Genomic DNA, 17,949 nt, shown 5'->3' with positions numbered 1-17,949 from the left:
ATGTAAGTATAGACAGTGTGACGTGGCTCGCCATTTGATAACCGCCTCGCCTTTAAAACTGGCGGGGCGGTTAAAGGGTCAACTAAGGTTATAAGTTGAGCAGTAAATGAGGGGAAAAAAGGTTACACGGTACGCTTCGCTTTTTGCTTGTAACGGTCGAAAATCACCGCTGCCAGCAGGATCAGGCCCCGTACCACGTACTGCGAGAACGGCGAAATATTCAGCAGGTTCATGGCGTTCTCCACCGTCCCTAAAATCAGGATACCGGCCACCACATATGAGATTTTTCCGATGCCGCCCTTGAGGGAAACGCCCCCTAAAACGCAGGCCGAGATAACGATCAGCTCATAGCCGATGGAGGTCATCGGCTGGCCGCTGGTCATACGCGAAGCCAGAATAATCCCCGCCGCGGCAGAAACCAGCCCTGAGAGCACAAAGATAATAATCTTGGTACGCACCACCGGCACCCCGGCCAGGCGAGCCGCCTCTTCGTTACCGCCAATCGCCAGCGTATTGCGGCCAAAGGTGGTCCGGTTGAGCAGGAAGCCGAACAGGATCAGGCAGGCCACGGTCAGCCAGATAGGCGCGGGCAGCCCCAGCCAGTTGGCGTAACCCAACGTAAAGAAGCGCTCGTCTTCGATCCCCACCGCTTTACCGTCGGAGATGATATAGGCCAGCCCGCGGACTATTTGCATCGTCGCAAGCGTGGTGATGAGGGCGTTAATCTTCAGGCGCGCGATAACAAAGCCGTTCACCAGACCGCTGATGACGCCAAGCAGCAGACCGGCCAGAACGCCAATCCACAGGCTCTCGGTCATGTTGATCACCACGGCGGTCGTGACGCCCGCGCAGGCAATCACCGACGCCACCGACAGATCAAAATCCCCGGAGGCGAGACAGAACAGCATCCCGCAGGCCACCATGCCGGACATGGAAATGGCCAGCCCCAGCCCCTTCATATTAATGAAGGTGGCAAAATTAGGGACAAAGATCGCGCAGGCAAGGAACAGCGCGGCAAAGACCACCAGCATGCCGTACTGATCCCAGATACGGCCAAAACTCAATGCCGACTTCGACTTCGGCACTCCGGATGTAGTAACAGAGGACATCATTAACTCCTTACTCAGGCGACAGCCTGGCTGACTTTAGGCATGGCGAGGTTCAACGCCTGTTGTTCATTCGCCTGTTCATGAAGTAATTCACCGGCAATTTCGCCTTCACGCATCACCACAATGCGGTCGGCCACGCCAAGCACCTCCGGCAGATCGCTGGAGGCGAAAAGCACCGCCACGCCGCGTTTTGCCAGCTCGTAGATCACGTTATAAATCTCGTGTTTTGCCCCCACATCAATACCGCGCGTCGGCTCATCCAGCAGAATGACCTTCATGTCCTCCGACAGCCAGCGGCCTAAAATCGCCTTCTGCTGGTTTCCCCCGGACAGGTTCATGATCAGCTGTTCCGGACCCGGCGTTTTGATGTTCAGCGAGCGAATATGATGGTCGGCGTTGCTCGACTCCCAGCTGTCGTTTATCAGGCAGCCTGCGCGAATGAACTTGCGGCGGGCGGAAATATTGATGTTGTCGCGTACCGAATGCACCGGAATAATCCCCTCGGCTTTACGGTCTTCCGGGCAGAGCATCATGCCCGCCCCTATCGCGTGGGCCGGCTTCTGGATGTCCACCCGTTCGCCGTCAATAAAGACCTGCCCATCGGTTATGCGGGTACCGCCGAACAGGCCCTTCATCAATTCGCTGCGCCCCGCGCCCACGAGGCCAAACAGGCCGACGATTTCGCCGCTGCGCACGGATAGCGAAACAGGCGTTCGCACGCCCGGCGCTTTGACGTTATCCAGGCGCAGGCGCTCAGGCCCGTACGGGCGCGGCTGCCAGTGATAAATATCACCCAGATCGCGTCCGACCATCGCCTGAACCAGCTGGTCATGGTTAACCTGCTGCATGTCGGTGAAGGTGCGCACATAGCGTCCATCCTTAAAGACGGTGATGGCGTCGCTCAGGGCAAATATCTCTTCCATGCGGTGCGAGACGTATAAAATGGTACGGCCCTCCTGACGCAATTCGCGGATGACGCGGAACAGATTTTCAATTTCACGCTTAGAGAGCGAACTGGTGGGCTCATCGAAGGCAATAATTTTGGCGTTACGCGCCAGCGCCTTGGCAATTTCAACCATCTGCCACTGGCCGATGGAAAGGTACTTCAGCGGCGTCTGGGGATCGACGTCCAGGCCCAGGTGTTTAAGCTGCAGCCCCGCTTCATAATTGAGTAGCGAACGATTTACCACGCCGCCTTTGTGCGGGAGCTGTCCTAAATAGATGTTTTCCGCCACGGTCATCTCAGGAATGAGGTGCAGTTCCTGATAGATGATGGCTACCCCGGCATTGAGCGCCGCCGTGGTATCGGCAAACGCCACCTCTTCGCCGCGAAGGGCCAGCGTGCCGGTCGTTGGCGCGTAGTTGCCGCTGAGGATCTTCAACAGCGTGGATTTTCCCGCACCGTTTTCCCCCATCAGGGCGTGAACCTGGCCGGCATAGCAGTCGAAGCTGATATCGGTCAGCGCGTTAACGCCGGGAAAGGTTTTCCCGATGCCGCGAAAAGAGAGATACGGATCAGACTGTCGCATAACGTCTCCGTGATTCCTGTAGTGTGTACGTCTGGCCCCTCACGATGCATGAGGGGCACAATCACAGCGTATTACTTACCGCCCAGCCCTTTTTTCGCCAGCTCCTCTTTGAAGTTGTCGCGGGTAATCAGCACCACATCGGTCACTTCGGTAAATTTCGGCGGTTCAGCGCCCTTGGTGACCCAGTTGTAGAGCATCTCACTGGATTTGTAGCCGTGAACGTCCGGGCTTGGCAGCAGGGAGCCGTAGAAGCCGGTGGCCTGCGCTTTCGACAGCTCGCTAACGGCGTCAACGCCGTTGATGCCGATCCCGATCACGTCAGGTGCCTTGAAGCCCTGACCTTCCGTCGCGCGGACCCCGCCCAGCACGGTGTTATCGTTCATGCCGACCACCAGCCAGTGTTTGACCTCAGGATGCTGGACCAGCATCGAGTTGGCGGCGTCGAACGCGCCGGGGATATCGTTGGATTTAGTCGGGACTTTGTAGATCTGTTTTTCCGGGAAGCCGGCTGCTTTCAGCGCGTCCATTGATCCCGTAGTGCGACGACGCGCGGTGTCCAGCTCATCGGCGGTAATGGCCATGACGGCGGTCTCTTTCACATCCCAGCCGCGTTTCTGCATCTCTTTGTAGAGTTCCTGGCCCTGACGTTCACCAATTTTGGTCGCCGCCATCATGACCAGCGGCACGCTGTCCATGGGCTTGCCCTTGGCGTTAACGAACTGATCGTCAACGGCAATCACCTTCATATCGTAACCGCGGGCTTTAGCCGCAATCGCTGACCCCAGCTTGGGATCCGGGGTACAGATCACAAAGCCTTTCGCGCCGCTGGCCGCCAGGCTGTCGATGGCGTTCAGGGTTTTCTCACCGTCAGGCACGGCGATTTTAATCACTTCAAAACCTAAATCTTTACCGGCCTTATCGGCAAATTTCCACTCGGTCTGGAACCAGGGCTCTTCGGGCTGTTTTACCAAAAAACCGAGCTTTAAATTCTCAGCGATAGCGGATTGTGACATAACGGCAGCCAGACCGATGGCCGCCAGCGCTTTAGTAAATTTGTGCATGGTAAACTCCAGCTTTAGCATTCTTTTCTGTAGGGAATATGTGCGTGCTTCTTATTTAATCGGACATAAAACAAGGCATTAGCGCTTACCTCGTCATAAGCGTCATTGCTGGTGATAGTTTTAGCGGGAAATTAATCATCCATAAGAGAGCGCCATCACACCGCAGAATTACAGTAATTGCGTACATAAATTCAGCGAAAAATGACATAAAAAAGGCAGGATTTGTCAGACAAATGAAGAAGAGGTTAGCAGAATTATCCATAAGATTAGCTAAGATATCCCTGACGTCCTTCTGCGGGCAAAACGGCAGCGGGAGTTTAACGGGTGAAGCAGGTTTTTCATCAAGAATGCGCCCCGCGCCTGAAAAATCGTTATTCCATTAGATTTGATTTAGCGCAATTTTAACGGAACATCATATATTCAAACTTATTAATCCGTATTTCCTCCTTTCACCGAGTATTATTCCGGCAAAATATTCATAAAGGTGAAACAATGTGCCAAAGCACAAAAATACACTAATTATCAGTAAATTACGAAAACTCACTTTGTGGCAAGCAAATGATATTTGTGTACTATATTAAAGTTTGTAATGTATGGTAAACACAGCCTAATTAAGAGTTTTCTTAGACCAAAGACAAGGGTATGCTTATTTATATCGAACACAGGAAGTGTATTTCGGTCGACTTAGGTCACGGCAGAATGTCTATTTCTGCTCTTTTCTTCGTATTTGCCTGGCGCTCAGGTTTAGCAACGGACATCACGTCCCACGGTCAATAAGGATATGAGTATGGCTACCCAAACGATGATGCAAAAACTTAACGCGCAGATGAACCTTGAGTTCTACGCCTCGAATCTGCACCTTCACTTAAGTGCGTGGTGTGCCGAGAACAGCCTCACGGGGTCTGCCACCTTCTTTCGCTCGCAGGCGCAAAGTAACGTCACCCATATGATGCGCGTCTTTAACTTCCTCAAAGCCGCAGGGGCAAATCCGGTCGTTAAAGCGCTTGATGGGATCAACGAGAACTACTCTTGCCTGGAAGAACTGTTTCAGAAAACGCTTGAGGAGTATGAGCAACGCTGCAGCACCCTCAGCAAACTGGCCGATGAGGCCAAAGCGCAGCAGGACATCACGACGCTCAAATTCCTGCGCGACATGGACAAAGAGCAGCAGCAGGATGGCATGCTGCTGAAGACGCTGGCGGATGAGATCCGCAATGCGCAGAAAGCGGGTTTATGTCCTGAGCAGACCGACCGTCATCTGCTCGATATTGTGACGGTGCAGCACCACTGAGTTTTTGGCCTGCTTCCGTCCCGGGGAGCAGGTCCCCTACCCTCTCCAACCTCCTGCTTTTGCTGAAATTTAACAAATCAGATCTGGCTCCCAATGATTAACCACACAACGTGTGATGATTTATTTAGTTACATAATCATTGACGAGGGAGCATCATGATCACCATTGAGTTTGTTGTCATTCTCCTCTGCCTGCTGACGGGTACGCGTTTCGGCGGTATGGGGCTTGGGTTAATCAGCGGTATTGGTCTGTTTATTTTATGTTTTGTCTTTGGCCTGCAGCCGGGTAAACCGCCGGTTGACGTTATGCTGACCATCCTTGCGGTGATTGGCTGCGCGGCGACGCTGCAGACTGCGGGTGGCCTCAACGTCATGATGCAGTTTGCTGAACGCCTGCTGCGCAAGCACCCGCAGCACATCACCCTGCTCGCCCCGTTCACCACCTGGATGCTGACCTTTCTGTGCGGCACCGGACACGTGGTCTACACCATGTTCCCCATCATTGCGGATATCGCTCTGAAGAAAGGGATCCGCCCCGAGCGCCCGATGGCCGTGGCATCCGTGGCATCGCAAATGGCGATTACGGCCTCTCCCGTTTCAGTGGCCGTTGTGTCGCTGGTCTCCATCCTGGCGGCACAGCATGGGATCGGCCACGCGTGGGGGATCCTGGAAATTCTCGCCGTATCGGTTCCCGCGTCACTGTTCGGCGTAGCCATTGCGGCCCTGTGGAGCTTACGTCGTGGGAAAGATCTGGCTGACGACAAGGAATTTCAGGAAAAGCTGAAGGATCCTAAGCAGCGCGAGTTTATCTACGGCGGAACGGAGACGTTAATGAATCAGCGTTTCCCTAAACAGGCCTACTGGTCAACCTGGATTTTCTTTGCCGGTATTGCCGTGGTCGTTCTGCTGGGCGCGTTCCCTGAACTGCGCCCCGCCTTTGAGCTAAAAGGCAAAATGACGGCGCTGTCGATGAACCTTGTCATTCAGATGATGATGCTCATTGCGGGCGCCGTGATGCTGATGGCCTGCAAGGTCAATGCGTCGGCGATTTCGAACGGCGCGGTGTTCAAGGCCGGCATGGTGGCGATCTTCTCGGTGTTCGGCGTGGCGTGGATGAGCGATACCTTTTTCCAGGCGCATCTCGACGCGTTAAAGCTGGCGCTGGAGGGCGTGGTGAAAAGCCATCCGTGGACTTACGCCATTGTGCTATTCCTGGTGTCAAAACTGGTGAACAGCCAGGCGGCTGCGCTAACGGCCGTGGCGCCTATGGGCCTCATGCTGGGCATCGACCCGAAAATGCTGATCGCCTTTTTCCCGGCGTCATACGGCTATTTTGTCCTGCCGACCTACCCCAGCGATTTGGCCTGCATCGGCTTTGACCGTTCAGGCACGACCCGCATCGGCAAATTTATCATAAACCACAGCTTTATTCTGCCAGGGCTGATTGGCGTAAGCTGCGCGTGTGCGGCAAGCTACCTGCTGGTCCAGACGTTCTTCTAACCGCATCAACGGGCGACGCGTGCCGTCGCCCCTTTCCCTGCTTTAGTGGGACTCGCCCTGCGGCGTGAATCGCAGTTCAATCAGCGCGATGGCTTTCTGGATAGCGCGAAGCGTAACCGGATCGGCAGCAGCAGGGTGGCTGGCGAAATCAATGTTTTTCAGCTGGGTAGACATCTTCTCGCGCACTTCAACCGGCGCAATCACGTCCAGAACGTCAAGGATTTGTTTGATAACCAGCTGGCAGGCGACAACGTCAGAGACCAGTTCCTGATCGGCGCTCAGGTTTTGTGACATGGGGCTTTCTCCTTATTTAAAGGCCGCCATAGTATCAAAACACGCCCCCTGACATCTTCCCTTCATCGCCTGCGGGCACAAAAAAACCCGCCGAAGCAGGTTTTTTTATCAGAACATGGCGCCAGGCGGTACGTCTTTAAAGGTACGGCAGTAATTGGCCCACATGCTTTTCAGGATTTTGCGCAGTTTCACGATGATGCTCCATTAACTTGTTATACAACTTTATTATCAACGTGCTTATAATATGACCACCATCACAAAAATCAATGTTTTTGTGATATTCATCACAAATTTCCCGGGTGCGACCCGTTGCAAAGAGTGAGGGCAGATTGTCGGGCTATTCCAGCCATTGCCGCGGGCATCTGCGGGTACGATAACGTATTTCCATCCACTCAGAGCGAACCATGAAAAGAGTCATTGTAGCCGGCACACTCCTGCTGCTCGCGGGGTGCAGCATTAACCGCCAGGCTGAAATCAGCAGCCTCGATGCCCCAAACGGCATCGTCCGCCTCGACTACGGCCAGGCAGTGCTGCAGAATGCGTATTCCGATGAGTATGTGAATAACGGTACCGCGGCAAAAGCGTGTCAAAGCATGGGGTATGCCACTGCCTCAGCCTATGGTCAGCCCATTAAAACCTGCACCCTGACGAGCGGCTCGTTGTGCCTCAACGAGAGCGTGACTATCCAGTATAAATGTATGGGGTACGCCGTTAACCCTAAGTCAAATAATCCGTGGTATTAATTTATTCTGCCGGCATGGGCTGGCAGTTTATTTGATTACGAACAGAAACAATTCTCATTAATAATTTATAAAAATCGCCAATGCGTTTTATTCCCATTCGTATTTTAAATTAATCAAATAAAAATTTTACGTTTTGCAAATAATTAAATAACAAATTATAGTGTCGCTCATTGTGAATCAGAAATAATAATCCGGAGCGTCACCATGCTGAAAACCGAAATGATCGACAAGCTCAACGCGCAAATGAACCTTGAGCTTTTTTCATCCCTGCTCTACCAGCAGATGAGCGCCTGGTGCAGCTACCACAGCTTCGAAGGCGCTGCCGCATTTCTGCGTCGTCACGCTCGGGAAGAGATGACCCACATGCAGCGCCTGTTTGACTATCTGACCGATACGGGCAGCCTGCCGCGTATTGAAACCGTCGCCTCCCCGTTCGCTGAATATAATTCTCTCGATGAACTGTTCCGCGCCACCTACGAGCACGAGCAGCTGATTACGCAGAAAATTAACGAACTGGTTCATGCCGCAATGACCAGCCAGGATTATCCAACCTTTAATTTCCTGCAGTGGTACGTGGCTGAACAGCACGAAGAAGAGAAGCTGTTTAAATCCGTGCTGGATAAATTATCTCTGGTGGGTAAATCCGGCGAAGGACTTTACTTTATTGATAAAGAACTTTCCACGCTGGATACGCAGAATTAATTTCAGCGCGGTGCCGAATTCCGGCACCGCGTTTATTTACCTATTTTCCTCATCAACTCCCCCCGCTTTTTCACGGCGTGAAACGTAAACCTTTCATTACACCACTTGTAACGGTGATTTGACGAAATCAGGCTTTTCCCTTACTCTGCGCCGCAGATTTTGTCGCGGTTAAGCATCGTTGTAGAGGAAAGCGTGAAAAACAGAACCCTGGGAAGTATTTTTATCGTCGCCGGAACGACGATTGGCGCAGGAATGCTGGCCATGCCTCTGGCAGCCGCGGGCGTGGGATTTGGCATGACTCTCCTGCTGCTGGGCACGCTCTGGGCGCTGATGTGTTACACCGCCCTGCTGCTGCTTGAGGTTTACCAGCACGTTCCCGCCGACACCGGTCTGGGTTCCCTTGCGGCGCGCTACCTCGGACGCTACGGCCAGTGGATAACCGGCTTCAGCATGATGTTCCTGATGTACGCCCTGACCGCCGCCTATATCAGCGGCGCCGGGGAGCTCATCGCCTCCAGCGTCAACGACTGGTTTGGCTCTGACATTACCCCGGCGACGGGGGCCATCTTCTTTGCGCTCATCGGCGGCGGCGTGGTCTGCGTGGGGACATCGCTGGTCGATCTGTTTAACCGCTTTCTCTTCAGCGCCAAAATTCTGTTCCTGATTGTCATGCTGGTCCTGCTGGCGCCGCACGTGCACAAGGTCAACCTGCTGACGCTGCCGCTGGAAAAAGGGCTGGCGCTTTCCGCAATCCCGGTCATTTTCACCTCGTTTGGCTTCCACGGCAGCGTGCCGAGCATCGTCAGCTATATGAACGGCGATATCCGCAAGCTGCGCCGCGTCTTTGTCATCGGCAGCGCGATCCCGCTGATCGCCTATATTTTCTGGCAGCTGGTGACGCTGGGCAGCATTGATTCATCAACCTTTATTGGGCTCATGGCGCAGCACGCTGGCCTGAACGGTTTTCTGCTGGCACTGCGCGAGGTTGTCACCTCTCCGCACGTCGAGCTGGCGGTGCACCTGTTTGCCGACCTGGCGCTGGCTACCTCATTCCTGGGCGTGGCGCTTGGTCTGTTTGATTACCTGGCGGATCTGTTCCAGCGTCGCAATACCGCGGCGGGCCGCCTGCAGACGGGCGCGATCACCTTCCTGCCGCCGCTGGCATTCGCGCTGTTTTACCCGCGCGAGTTTGTGATGGCGCTGGGGTACGCGGGGGTAGCGCTGTCGATCCTTGCCCTCCTCCTCCCTTCCCTTCTGGCATGGAAGAGCCGCCAGCAGCACCCTCAGCAGGGATACCGCGTGGCGGGCGGAAAACCGCTGCTGTGCGTTGTGTTTGGCTGTGGGGTGGTGATTATTCTGGTGCAGGTGCTGATTGCAGCCGGAATGCTGCCGGAAGTGGGTTAAATAAAAAGGGGCTGTCATCAGCCCTTTAAGATTGATGACAAACCCCTCATTTATAATAATGCCGCCTTTCTTGCCGGGTGGCGCTGCGCTTACCCGGCCTACAAAACCCGTAGGCCCGTGCAAGCGAAGCGCCGCCGGGCGAAACTCACAGCATGCACGTAGTCAGCTTTATCAGTGTAAACAGCAGCTCTTAAACTTCTTCCCGCTGCCGCAAGGACACGGATCGTTACGCCCGACCTTCGTGCCGTTCACCGTCGGCTTCTTCACTTCCGGCTGCTGCGGGTTATTGACCCAGTATTGATACAGACGCAGCGCCGCTGGCTGGATGCTCTCGATGCTGGCGATGTACTCCTCTTCGGACAGTTCATCCAGCTTTTCGCTGCTCTCTTCCGTCCCGTGCAGCGCAATCACCTCAAGATCGCCCTGCAGCGCTTCCGGCAACGCTGACCAGTCCGTCAGCGCCACGCCGCGCATATAGCCATAGCACCACTCTTCCACCACGGTATAGCTCTCACCGTCGACGTCGTTATAGCCGAACATCGGTTCAAACTGATCCGGGTATTCGCTCAGGCGCTCGGCAATATCGTTCATATGCTTAAAGCAGAGATCGATAAAACGGTTCATCTCGCGATCGTTCTTCCAGCGCGGAATGTACTTCTCGCCACCCCACACCGCCACCAGCCAGGCGTCTGGCTCAACGACAACAGGACCGGAAAGCACTGCGGTAAGCATGCCGTCCAGTTCGGACACGTCAATCACGGACGCGTCATCATGACCGTAAGACATTAACGTCTCTTCAAGCCACGCCATTTCGCTTTCATTCAATGGGCCTTCAGTCATCGCTGACACTCCTGCAAAAAAGGAAAAGATCCTATCACATATCTCACGCCTCTCCGGGCTGAAGTTTAGGTCTTTATTGCTGCAAAAGTGTGCAAATCGTGAATCCTGCACAACTTATGGGCTTTGTTGTTAACGATGTGTGATCTCCGCTGTAATTTCTTCTCCTGCCGCAGGGCGGTATAGCGCGGCGCTCTATACTCAAACAGGTCATAACCCCGTCAAGGGGTTACCGTTCTGGCAACGTTTTTGCTTGCTGTTCTTCGCGCGACGCTGCGCATGGAAACCTCGCCGTATCATGCAGGATGCCGTTCGTTTAGTGCATTTTGTTCTTGCTCGTGTTTCGGATTGGCTGCGCCGTCGGGCGTTCGGGTTTACGCCGTGGTGCAAAAACCTCTTTGCTAAGGAACATAATAATGTCGCTGAAATTTATCAGAACTCCGCTCTCTCTAGTCTTGGCCGGTTGTCTGTTGACGGCGTTTTCCGCCCGGGCAGACATTGTGATTGGCGTGGCCGGGCCGTTCACGGGCCCGAATGCCGCCTATGGCGATCAGTACTGGCACGGCGCCACGCAGGCTGCTGAAGACATCAATGCCGCGGGCGGCATTAACGGTGAGAAAATCAAGCTGGTTCAGGGGGATGACGCCTGCGAGCCTAAGCAGGCCGTCGCCGTGGCCAACCGCCTGGTTGACCAGGATAAAGTCAACGCCGTGGTCGGCCATTTCTGCTCCTCTTCCACCATGCCCGCCTCCGAGGTGTATAGCGACGCAGGCATCATTGCGATTACTCCCGGCTCAACCAACCCGCTCATCACCGAACGCGGCATGAGCGATATGTTCCGCATGTGCGGACGCGACGACCAGCAGGGGCAGGTTGCCAGCGACTTCATCATCGACAAGCTGAAAGCCAAACGCGTGGTCATCATTCACGATAAAGACACCTACGGTCAGGGTCTGGCCGACGCCACCAAAGCCGCGCTGGCGAAGCGCGGGGTTCAGGATGTGATGTATGAAGGCCTGTCCCGCGGTGAAAAAGACTTTAACGCGCTGGTGACCAAGATCGGCGCGCAAAAACCGGACGTCGTCTTCTTCGGCGGCTGCCACCCGGAGGCCGGTCCGCTGGTTCGCCAGATGCGTGAACAGGGCGTGCAGGCGAAATTCTTCTCCGGCGACTGCATCGTCAACGAGGAGATGGTCACCGCCGCGGGCGGCCCGCAGTATACCAACGGCATTTACATGACCTTCGGTAAAGATCCGCGCCTGATCCCGGACGGCAAAGCGGTTATCGAGAAGTTCCGCGCGGCCAAATTCGAACCGGAAGGTTACACCCTTTATTCTTACGCCTCCGTTCAGGCCATTGCCGCTGCCTTCAAGGCTACCGGCGGCAAGGACTCCGCCAAAGCCAGCGAGTGGCTGAAAGCCAATTCCGTCGACACGGTGATGGGCAAAAAAGCCTGGGACAGCAAAGGCGATCTCAAAGTGTCTGACTACGTGGTTTACCAGTGGGACGACAAAGGAAAATATAAGGAAGTGCAGTAACGGGACGGAGTCACGCTCAACGTCGGCGGGCCTGCCCGTCGGCGCGTAATAAACATCAGGCTGCGCGGCTCGCGCAGCCTATAATACGAGCGCGCTAAGATGAGTACATTCTTCCTGCAACAGTTAATCAATGGCTTAACGCTGGGCTCTGTCTACGGTTTAATCGCCATCGGCTACACCATGGTGTACGGCATTATCGGGATGATTAATTTCGCCCACGGCGAAGTGTATATGATTTCCGCCTATCTCTGCGCCATCGGCCTGGCGCTGCTCTCGTTCTTTGGCCTGCACTCTTTCCCGCTGCTGATCCTCGGCACGCTGGTGTTCACCATTGTGGTAACCGGGGTGTACGGCTGGACCATCGAGCGGATCGCCTACAGGCCGCTGCGCAACTCCACGCGCCTGGCACCGCTGATCTCCGCCATCGGCATGTCGCTCATCCTGCAAAACTACGCGCAGCTGAGCCAGGGTCCGCGCCAGCAGGGAGTGCCGACCATGCTGGACGGCGTGCTTCGCCTGCACCTGGGCGACGGTTTCGTGCAGATAACCTACACCAAAGTGTTTATCCTGGTCGCCTCGTTTGCCGGCATGCTGGTGCTCACCTGGATAATCAACCGAACCCGGCTGGGGCGGATGTGCCGCGCGGTTCAGCAGGATCGTAAGATGGCCTCCATTCTGGGCATTAACACCGACCGGATTATTTCGCTTGTCTTTGTCATCGGCGCGGCGATGGCCGGGCTGGCGGGCGTGCTCATCACCATGAACTATGGCACCTTTGATTTCTACGTCGGGTTTGTGATCGGCATTAAAGCCTTTACGGCAGCGGTACTCGGCGGCATCGGCTCCCTCCCCGGCGCCATGCTCGGTGGCCTTATTCTGGGCGTGGCGGAAGCGCAGTTCTCGGGCATGGTGAACTCGGACTATAAAGACGTCTTCTCGTTCGGCCTGCTGGTCATGATCCTGATTTTCCGTCCCCAGGGACTGCTCGGGCGCCCGACTGTGGCCAAAGTGTGAAGGAGAGAAGATGACATCACCCGGTATTTCACTTAAGCGCTGCATTCTGGACGCCATTTTTTCCGGGCTGATTGCGCTGATTATCTTCGGCCCCATCGCGGGCGTGGTGCTGGACGGGTATAGCTTTACCTTCGCCGGGCAGCGCCTCGCCTGGATGGTCGGTATCGTCATGCTCGGGCGTTTTCTGCTGAGCGCCTTTTTAGGTACCGCCGCGGGCGCCCGCTTCCAGGCGCGCTTCGAAGCGGATAGCGAGGGCGTCTACGTCCGGCCACCGGAATACAAAAGCCGCATGCGCTGGATTATTCCTCTGGTGATTACGCTGGCCATCTGCTTTCCGTTTGTCGCCACTAAGTATGTGCTGACCGTCGCCATTCTCGGGCTGATTTACGTGCTTCTCGGTCTGGGGCTGAATATCGTCGTGGGGCTCGCCGGTCTGCTGGACCTGGGGTATGTCGCATTCTACGCGATAGGCGCTTACGGCCTGGCGCTGGGATACCAGTATCTCGGCTTAGGCTTCTGGAGCATGCTGCCGCTGGCGGCAATCATGGCCGCCGCCGCAGGCGCCCTGCTCGGTTTCCCGGTGCTGCGCATGCACGGTGACTATCTGGCCATCGTCACCCTCGGGTTCGGGGAGATTATTCGTCTGATCCTGAACAACTGGCTGACCTTCACCGGCGGCCCCAACGGCGTATCGGCCCCTCCCCCTACCTTTTTCGGCCTGGAATTTGGGCGGCGGGCGAAAGAAGGCGGCGTGCCCTTCCATGAATTTTTCCACCTGACCTACAACCCGAATATGAAGTTTATCTTCATCTACGCAGTGCTGTTCCTGGTGGTGATGCTGGTGCTCTACATCAAGCATCGCCTGACGCGAATGCCGATTGGCCGGGCGTGGGAAGCCCTGCGTGAAGACGAAATTGCCTGCCGCTCAATGGGGCTGAATCATGTTCTGGTTAAGCTTTCCGCCTTTACGCTGGGCGCCTCGACAGCGGGCATTGCCGGGGTGTTCTTCGCCACCTATCAGGGATTCGTGAATCCCACCTCCTTTACCTTCTTTGAATCGGCCCTGATCCTCGCCATTGTGGTGCTGGGCGGTATGGGCTCGACGCTGGGCGTGGTGCTGGCCGCCTTTGTGCTCACGGTCACACCGGAACTGCTGCGCAGTTTTGCCGAATACCGCGTTCTGCTGTTTGGCATGCTGATGGTGGTGATGATGATCTGGCGTCCACGCGGTTTGATCCGCATTAACCGCAGCGGGTTTGCCGTGCGTAAGGGCGTCGCGCCATGAACGAAACCATATTACGCGTTGAACATCTGATGATGCACTTCGGCGGGATTAAGGCGCTAAACGACGTCAACCTGGACGTGCAGCGCAGATCTATTACCGCCCTGATTGGGCCAAACGGCGCGGGCAAAACCACCGTGTTTAACTGCCTGACGGGCTTCTACAGAGCCTCCGGCGGCAGCATTTTATTTAATACACGCCATAAAACGACCAACGTTATTCAGATCCTCGGGCAAAAATTTCAGCCGGGCGACTGGATTAACCCCGCGCAGTTCGGGCAGCGTCTGTTCTACAAAATGTTCGGTGGTACGCACCTGGTCAACCGCGCCGGGCTGGCGCGCACGTTTCAAAATATCCGTCTTTTTCGCGAGATGTCGGTGGTGGAAAACCTGCTGGTCGCGCAGCATATGCGCGTTAACCGCAATCTGCTCGCCGGGATCCTTAACACGCCATCCTATCGACGAGCTGAAAGCGACGCCCTGGACAGAGCCTTCTACTGGCTGGAAGTAGTGGATCTGGTGGAGTGCGCCAATCGCCTGGCGGGCGAGATGTCGTACGGCCAGCAGCGGCGTCTGGAAATTGCGCGGGCAATGTGCACCGGGCCGGAAATGATCTGTCTGGATGAACCCGCCGCCGGGCTGAACCCGGTTGAAACGCATAAGCTGAGCAGCATTATTCGCTTTCTGCGGGATCGCCATGACATCACGGTGTTGCTGATTGAGCACGATATGGGGATGGTAATGGAAATTTCGGACGACATTATCGTGCTCGACCACGGCGATGTGATTGCCAGGGGGAAACCCGAGCAGATCCAGCATGATGAAAAGGTCATTGCCGCCTACCTGGGCACGGACGAAAGCGAGGTCACCCTATGAGCGAACCGCTGCTGGCATTTCGCGAGGTGGATGTGTTTTACGGCGTCATTCAGGCGCTGAAGCAGGTCTCCCTTGAGGTGAATAAGGGTGAAACCGTGGCGCTGATTGGCGCCAACGGCGCGGGTAAATCGACATTGCTGATGTCCATCTTTGGCCAGCCCCGTATCCGCAGCGGGCAGATCCTGTTCGGTGGAAAAGACATTAGCCATCAGTCCACCCACTACGTCGCGTCCGGCGGCATTGCGCAGGCCCCGGAAGGCAGACGTATCTTTCCGGATATGACCGTTGAAGAGAACCTGCTGATGGGGACCATTCCCATCGGCAGTCAGTTTGCGGCTGAAGATATGCAAACCATGTTTGACCTGTTCCCACGTCTTAAAGAGCGGCGCAGGCAGCGCGCCATGACCCTGTCCGGCGGAGAACAGCAGATGCTGGCGATCGCCCGGGCGCTGATGAGCCGTCCGAAGCTGCTCCTGCTGGATGAACCGAGTCTGGGCTTAGCGCCAATCGTGGTGAAGCAGATCTTCCAAACGCTGCGCGAGCTGGCCCGCAACGGCATGACGATTTTTCTGGTGGAGCAGAATGCGCACCATGCGCTGAAGCTATCCGATCGCGGGTATGTGATGGTTAACGGACAGATCCGGTTAAGCGGCAGCGGTGAGGAGCTGCTGGGAAATCAGGAGGTGAGGAAGGCGTATTTGGGCGGGGTTTGACTGGCGAAGTTTCAGGAACAAAAAAATCCTTTTCGATGGTTTTATCATGGGTAATGGGAACACTTCTGTCGCGACCATTTACTCCTTTTAAAAAAAATGCCAGTCATCTTAGTGACTGGCATTAACCATAAGGCCTCTTTTTTATCCAGCGTTAACGTCGTTAAATAAAACTGTCGTCATCATTACTGTAATCGTCATCATTAACGTCGTTCAGCCAGTCGTCGTTATTATTGCCGAGCGGATCGTTCTGGTTGAGAAAACGGGTGTCGGAGACATGGTTTACGTCGCCGTATTGATTACCGACAAACGGCTCACCACCGACGGGCATTGTCGGTTCTTCGATGATGTTCACGATCTCTTCCGGCCGCGACTGATGGAACATGCTGGTCAGCATTTCGGCCAGCGCGACGCCACCGGCCACGCCAGCGGCGGTCTGGAGCGCGCCAGCCATAAAACCGCCGCCGCGAGGAGCCGGGGCTGGCGCCCGCGAGTAATCCGGTGCCGGAGGCTGTTGCGGCTGAGCATTCCAGCTGTTGTTTGGCTGCGGGTTGCTTTTCCCGCCACCAAACAGGCCTCCGAGGAAACTGCCGCCCGTCGAGGGTTTGCTTTTTTCCGCCGCTAATTCGCTTTCAAGCTCCTGAACCCGGGCCTGCAGCCGTTTCAGCGCCGCTTCCTGAATCAAGATCGATTGCGCCATATAGTAGGGGGCCGCAGGCTGCTGTTTGACAAACTCAGCGATCTGACGCTCTGCATCTGCATCCCGTTGGCTGTTTTGCTGTCCGGCCTGTTTCAGACGATCGAAAAGGCCGTTGATAAGCTGCTGTTCTTCATATTGCATGACAATAACCTTCCGCTCTCCAGGGTGGATATCATCTAGTTTATCAGCGGCGATAACCTGTGTCTGGCGAGTGAAATGTTTGTTTAAGAATGGTTGCAAGTTAGCGGAAACTCGCTCTGCTTTCGGGGCGAAAAAACTCAAATTGCAGGCAATAAAAAACCACCTTTCGGTGGTTTATCGACACTGCTTATTGCTTTGATTATTCTTTGTTTCCCATGGTAGCCGGAGTGGGACTTGAACCCACACAGCGCGAACGCCGAGGGATTTTAAATCACGCGTGTTATCTAATATAATTAGATACATACGTGTATTTTTCGCCATTAATTCATAATTTTCAGATCAAAATAATCAACAGCTTAGCGTTATAAAAAAGTCACAATGGCGAAAGTTTTTCGTACCGTGAACCGACATTGGCTGAAGGGAGAATGGTGGTTAAACCAATCCTTAAATTGCCGGACAATCATCGTTGCCTACCCGGTTAAGACTATGCGTCAGCACGCCAAAAACCTCAACATCATCCAGCGCGTCGCCTTCTATCGCTTCACCATCTTCAGTTACTAATGCCGATCCGTATAGCTTTGCAAACTCGTTCCTGCTATCCATTCTTATCAGTAGCGTATCCCCCTGCTCTGGCCTCATAGCAACGTTGATGACAGCCCAACCACATGACGTTTCTATTACCCTGCAGTTCCCATCAATGCCGCATAAAAGATCTATGGTTAACCGCTGTTCCTGATAATCCATAGCAGGTGAAGGAAAGCCCATCAGAAAACCCTCCCCATGTTACGCAAGACCCAGTATCGGTTCTCGCTGCCGTTTGTTGTCTTATCGGCGAAGTCAGGCTGGTACCGCTTAATCCATGAATTTGCATCTGCCTGGCTGAAATGCCAGTGCCTCTCCTGCAGTTCAGCGATGAATTTGTCTGTATGCAGGCAGAGATAGCCCTTCGGGTTTTGCTGTATGGCCGCAATAAAAGCAGCACGAATATCCGGTTGACGAAGCATGAACGTACCCTCATTCGCCTGTTGACTGTATACATATACAGTAGTATTTTTAGGTTCACAGATCAAGTCAGCACGAGGATGGAGAGTAATGTTCGTTGAGCTGGTTTATGACAAGCGAAATGTAGAGGGGCTCGAAGGGGCCAGAGAAATTATTCTGGCCGAGCTGACGAAGCGGGTGCACCAGATTTTCCCTGATGCCGAAGTGAAAGTGAAGCC

20 protein-coding genes are annotated in these 17,949 nt (G+C 54.8%); 11 read left to right on the top strand and 9 right to left on the bottom strand.

Features of this window, described 5'->3' with window-relative positions; translation table 11 throughout:
• Positions 1–122: 122 nt before the first annotated feature.
• The 3 genes from araH to araF all read right to left on the bottom strand — a co-directional run bounded on the left by araH (position 123) and on the right by araF (position 3,699).
• On the bottom strand, positions 123–1,109 hold the full coding sequence (araH, locus tag ACJBF3_RS04470) for an L-arabinose ABC transporter permease AraH (protein WP_023336141.1): 987 nt from the start codon (positions 1,107–1,109) through the stop codon (positions 123–125).
• Between the two features lie 14 nt (positions 1,110–1,123).
• Positions 1,124–2,638 (bottom strand): L-arabinose ABC transporter ATP-binding protein AraG, encoded by a 1,515-nt coding sequence (araG, locus tag ACJBF3_RS04465; protein ID WP_045326781.1) that lies wholly within the window; start codon positions 2,636–2,638, stop codon positions 1,124–1,126.
• Positions 2,639–2,709: 71 nt separating this feature from the next.
• Entirely contained in the window at positions 2,710–3,699 is a 990-nt protein-coding gene (gene araF / locus ACJBF3_RS04460) for an arabinose ABC transporter substrate-binding protein AraF (RefSeq protein ID WP_008500409.1), read from the bottom strand.
• A 787-nt stretch (positions 3,700–4,486) separates the two neighbouring features.
• Here araF and ACJBF3_RS04455 point away from each other — a divergent pair.
• Both ACJBF3_RS04455 and ACJBF3_RS04450 read left to right on the top strand, forming a co-directional pair.
• On the top strand, positions 4,487–4,990 hold the full coding sequence (locus ACJBF3_RS04455; protein ID WP_045326783.1) for a non-heme ferritin-like protein: 504 nt from the start codon (positions 4,487–4,489) through the stop codon (positions 4,988–4,990).
• Positions 4,991–5,145: 155 nt separating this feature from the next.
• Positions 5,146–6,489, top strand: a complete 1,344-nt coding sequence (locus tag ACJBF3_RS04450; protein ID WP_045326784.1) for an anaerobic C4-dicarboxylate transporter — start codon at positions 5,146–5,148, stop codon at positions 6,487–6,489.
• Between the two features lie 42 nt (positions 6,490–6,531).
• Here the strand turns inward: ACJBF3_RS04450 and ACJBF3_RS04445 are convergent, their stop codons facing one another.
• Both ACJBF3_RS04445 and azuC read right to left on the bottom strand, forming a co-directional pair.
• Complete coding sequence (locus tag ACJBF3_RS04445; RefSeq protein WP_008500405.1) at positions 6,532–6,783, bottom strand: DUF2766 family protein; 252 nt, start codon at positions 6,781–6,783, stop codon at positions 6,532–6,534.
• 108 nt (positions 6,784–6,891) lie between these two features.
• On the bottom strand, positions 6,892–6,975 hold the full coding sequence (gene azuC / locus ACJBF3_RS04440) for a stress response protein AzuC (RefSeq protein ID WP_014884364.1): 84 nt from the start codon (positions 6,973–6,975) through the stop codon (positions 6,892–6,894).
• A 212-nt stretch (positions 6,976–7,187) separates the two neighbouring features.
• Between azuC and yecR the strand changes: the two genes are divergently transcribed.
• From yecR to tyrP, 3 genes are all read left to right on the top strand, one after another.
• Positions 7,188–7,526: a YecR family lipoprotein gene (gene yecR, locus ACJBF3_RS04435; protein ID WP_045326786.1), complete on the top strand. Its 339-nt coding sequence runs from the start codon at positions 7,188–7,190 to the stop codon at positions 7,524–7,526.
• A 204-nt stretch (positions 7,527–7,730) separates the two neighbouring features.
• Complete coding sequence (ftnA, locus tag ACJBF3_RS04430; protein ID WP_045326787.1) at positions 7,731–8,228, top strand: non-heme ferritin; 498 nt, start codon at positions 7,731–7,733, stop codon at positions 8,226–8,228.
• A 192-nt stretch (positions 8,229–8,420) separates the two neighbouring features.
• Positions 8,421–9,632, top strand: coding sequence for a tyrosine transporter TyrP (gene tyrP / locus ACJBF3_RS04425; protein ID WP_045326790.1), 1,212 nt, complete (start codon positions 8,421–8,423; stop codon positions 9,630–9,632).
• 171 nt (positions 9,633–9,803) lie between these two features.
• Here tyrP and ACJBF3_RS04420 read toward each other — a convergent pair whose 3' ends face one another.
• Positions 9,804–10,472: a YecA family protein gene (locus tag ACJBF3_RS04420; protein ID WP_045326791.1), complete on the bottom strand. Its 669-nt coding sequence runs from the start codon at positions 10,470–10,472 to the stop codon at positions 9,804–9,806.
• A gap of 413 nt (positions 10,473–10,885) precedes the next feature.
• On the opposite strand from ACJBF3_RS04420, the gene ACJBF3_RS04415 reads away from it, so the two are divergent.
• The 5 genes from ACJBF3_RS04415 to ACJBF3_RS04395 all read left to right on the top strand — a co-directional run bounded on the left by ACJBF3_RS04415 (position 10,886) and on the right by ACJBF3_RS04395 (position 15,891).
• Positions 10,886–12,007 carry a branched-chain amino acid ABC transporter substrate-binding protein gene (locus ACJBF3_RS04415; RefSeq protein ID WP_045326793.1) on the top strand — a complete coding sequence of 374 codons (1,122 nt, stop codon included), beginning with the start codon at positions 10,886–10,888 and terminating at the stop codon, positions 12,005–12,007.
• 99 nt (positions 12,008–12,106) lie between these two features.
• A complete protein-coding gene (locus ACJBF3_RS04410) occupies positions 12,107–13,021 on the top strand; it encodes an ABC transporter permease subunit (RefSeq protein WP_045326795.1) in 915 nt (304 codons plus the stop codon).
• A gap of 10 nt (positions 13,022–13,031) precedes the next feature.
• Positions 13,032–14,306 carry a high-affinity branched-chain amino acid ABC transporter permease LivM gene (gene livM, locus ACJBF3_RS04405; RefSeq protein ID WP_045326796.1) on the top strand — a complete coding sequence of 425 codons (1,275 nt, stop codon included), beginning with the start codon at positions 13,032–13,034 and terminating at the stop codon, positions 14,304–14,306.
• Positions 14,303–15,178, top strand: a complete 876-nt coding sequence (locus ACJBF3_RS04400) for an ATP-binding cassette domain-containing protein (protein WP_045326797.1) — start codon at positions 14,303–14,305, stop codon at positions 15,176–15,178. The genes livM and ACJBF3_RS04400 overlap by 4 nt, the downstream gene beginning before the upstream one ends.
• A complete protein-coding gene (locus tag ACJBF3_RS04395; RefSeq protein WP_045326798.1) occupies positions 15,175–15,891 on the top strand; it encodes an ABC transporter ATP-binding protein in 717 nt (238 codons plus the stop codon). The genes ACJBF3_RS04400 and ACJBF3_RS04395 overlap by 4 nt, the downstream gene beginning before the upstream one ends.
• Positions 15,892–16,051: 160 nt before the next feature.
• Here ACJBF3_RS04395 and ACJBF3_RS04390 read toward each other — a convergent pair whose 3' ends face one another.
• The 3 genes from ACJBF3_RS04390 to ACJBF3_RS04380 all read right to left on the bottom strand — a co-directional run bounded on the left by ACJBF3_RS04390 (position 16,052) and on the right by ACJBF3_RS04380 (position 17,733).
• Positions 16,052–16,729, bottom strand: coding sequence for a DUF2076 domain-containing protein (locus tag ACJBF3_RS04390; RefSeq protein ID WP_045326799.1), 678 nt, complete (start codon positions 16,727–16,729; stop codon positions 16,052–16,054).
• A 444-nt stretch (positions 16,730–17,173) separates the two neighbouring features.
• Positions 17,174–17,494: a hypothetical protein gene (locus ACJBF3_RS04385; protein ID WP_047716592.1), complete on the bottom strand. Its 321-nt coding sequence runs from the start codon at positions 17,492–17,494 to the stop codon at positions 17,174–17,176.
• Entirely contained in the window at positions 17,494–17,733 is a 240-nt protein-coding gene (locus ACJBF3_RS04380; protein WP_047716589.1) for a hypothetical protein, read from the bottom strand. Before ACJBF3_RS04380 ends, ACJBF3_RS04385 begins: the two co-directional genes overlap by 1 nt.
• A gap of 88 nt (positions 17,734–17,821) precedes the next feature.
• Here ACJBF3_RS04380 and ACJBF3_RS04375 point away from each other — a divergent pair.
• Positions 17,822–17,949, top strand: a 128-nt coding sequence (locus ACJBF3_RS04375) for a DinI-like family protein (RefSeq protein ID WP_146748997.1), incomplete at its 3' end; no start/stop codon positions are given.

Source organism: Enterobacter sp. PP-008-ECC_S150 (assembly GCF_045257065.1).
Taxonomy (GTDB): domain Bacteria; phylum Pseudomonadota; class Gammaproteobacteria; order Enterobacterales; family Enterobacteriaceae; genus Enterobacter; species Enterobacter chengduensis.
The sequence above is the reverse complement of the archived record's forward strand: the minus strand, read 5'-3'. Positions and strand labels throughout refer to the sequence as shown.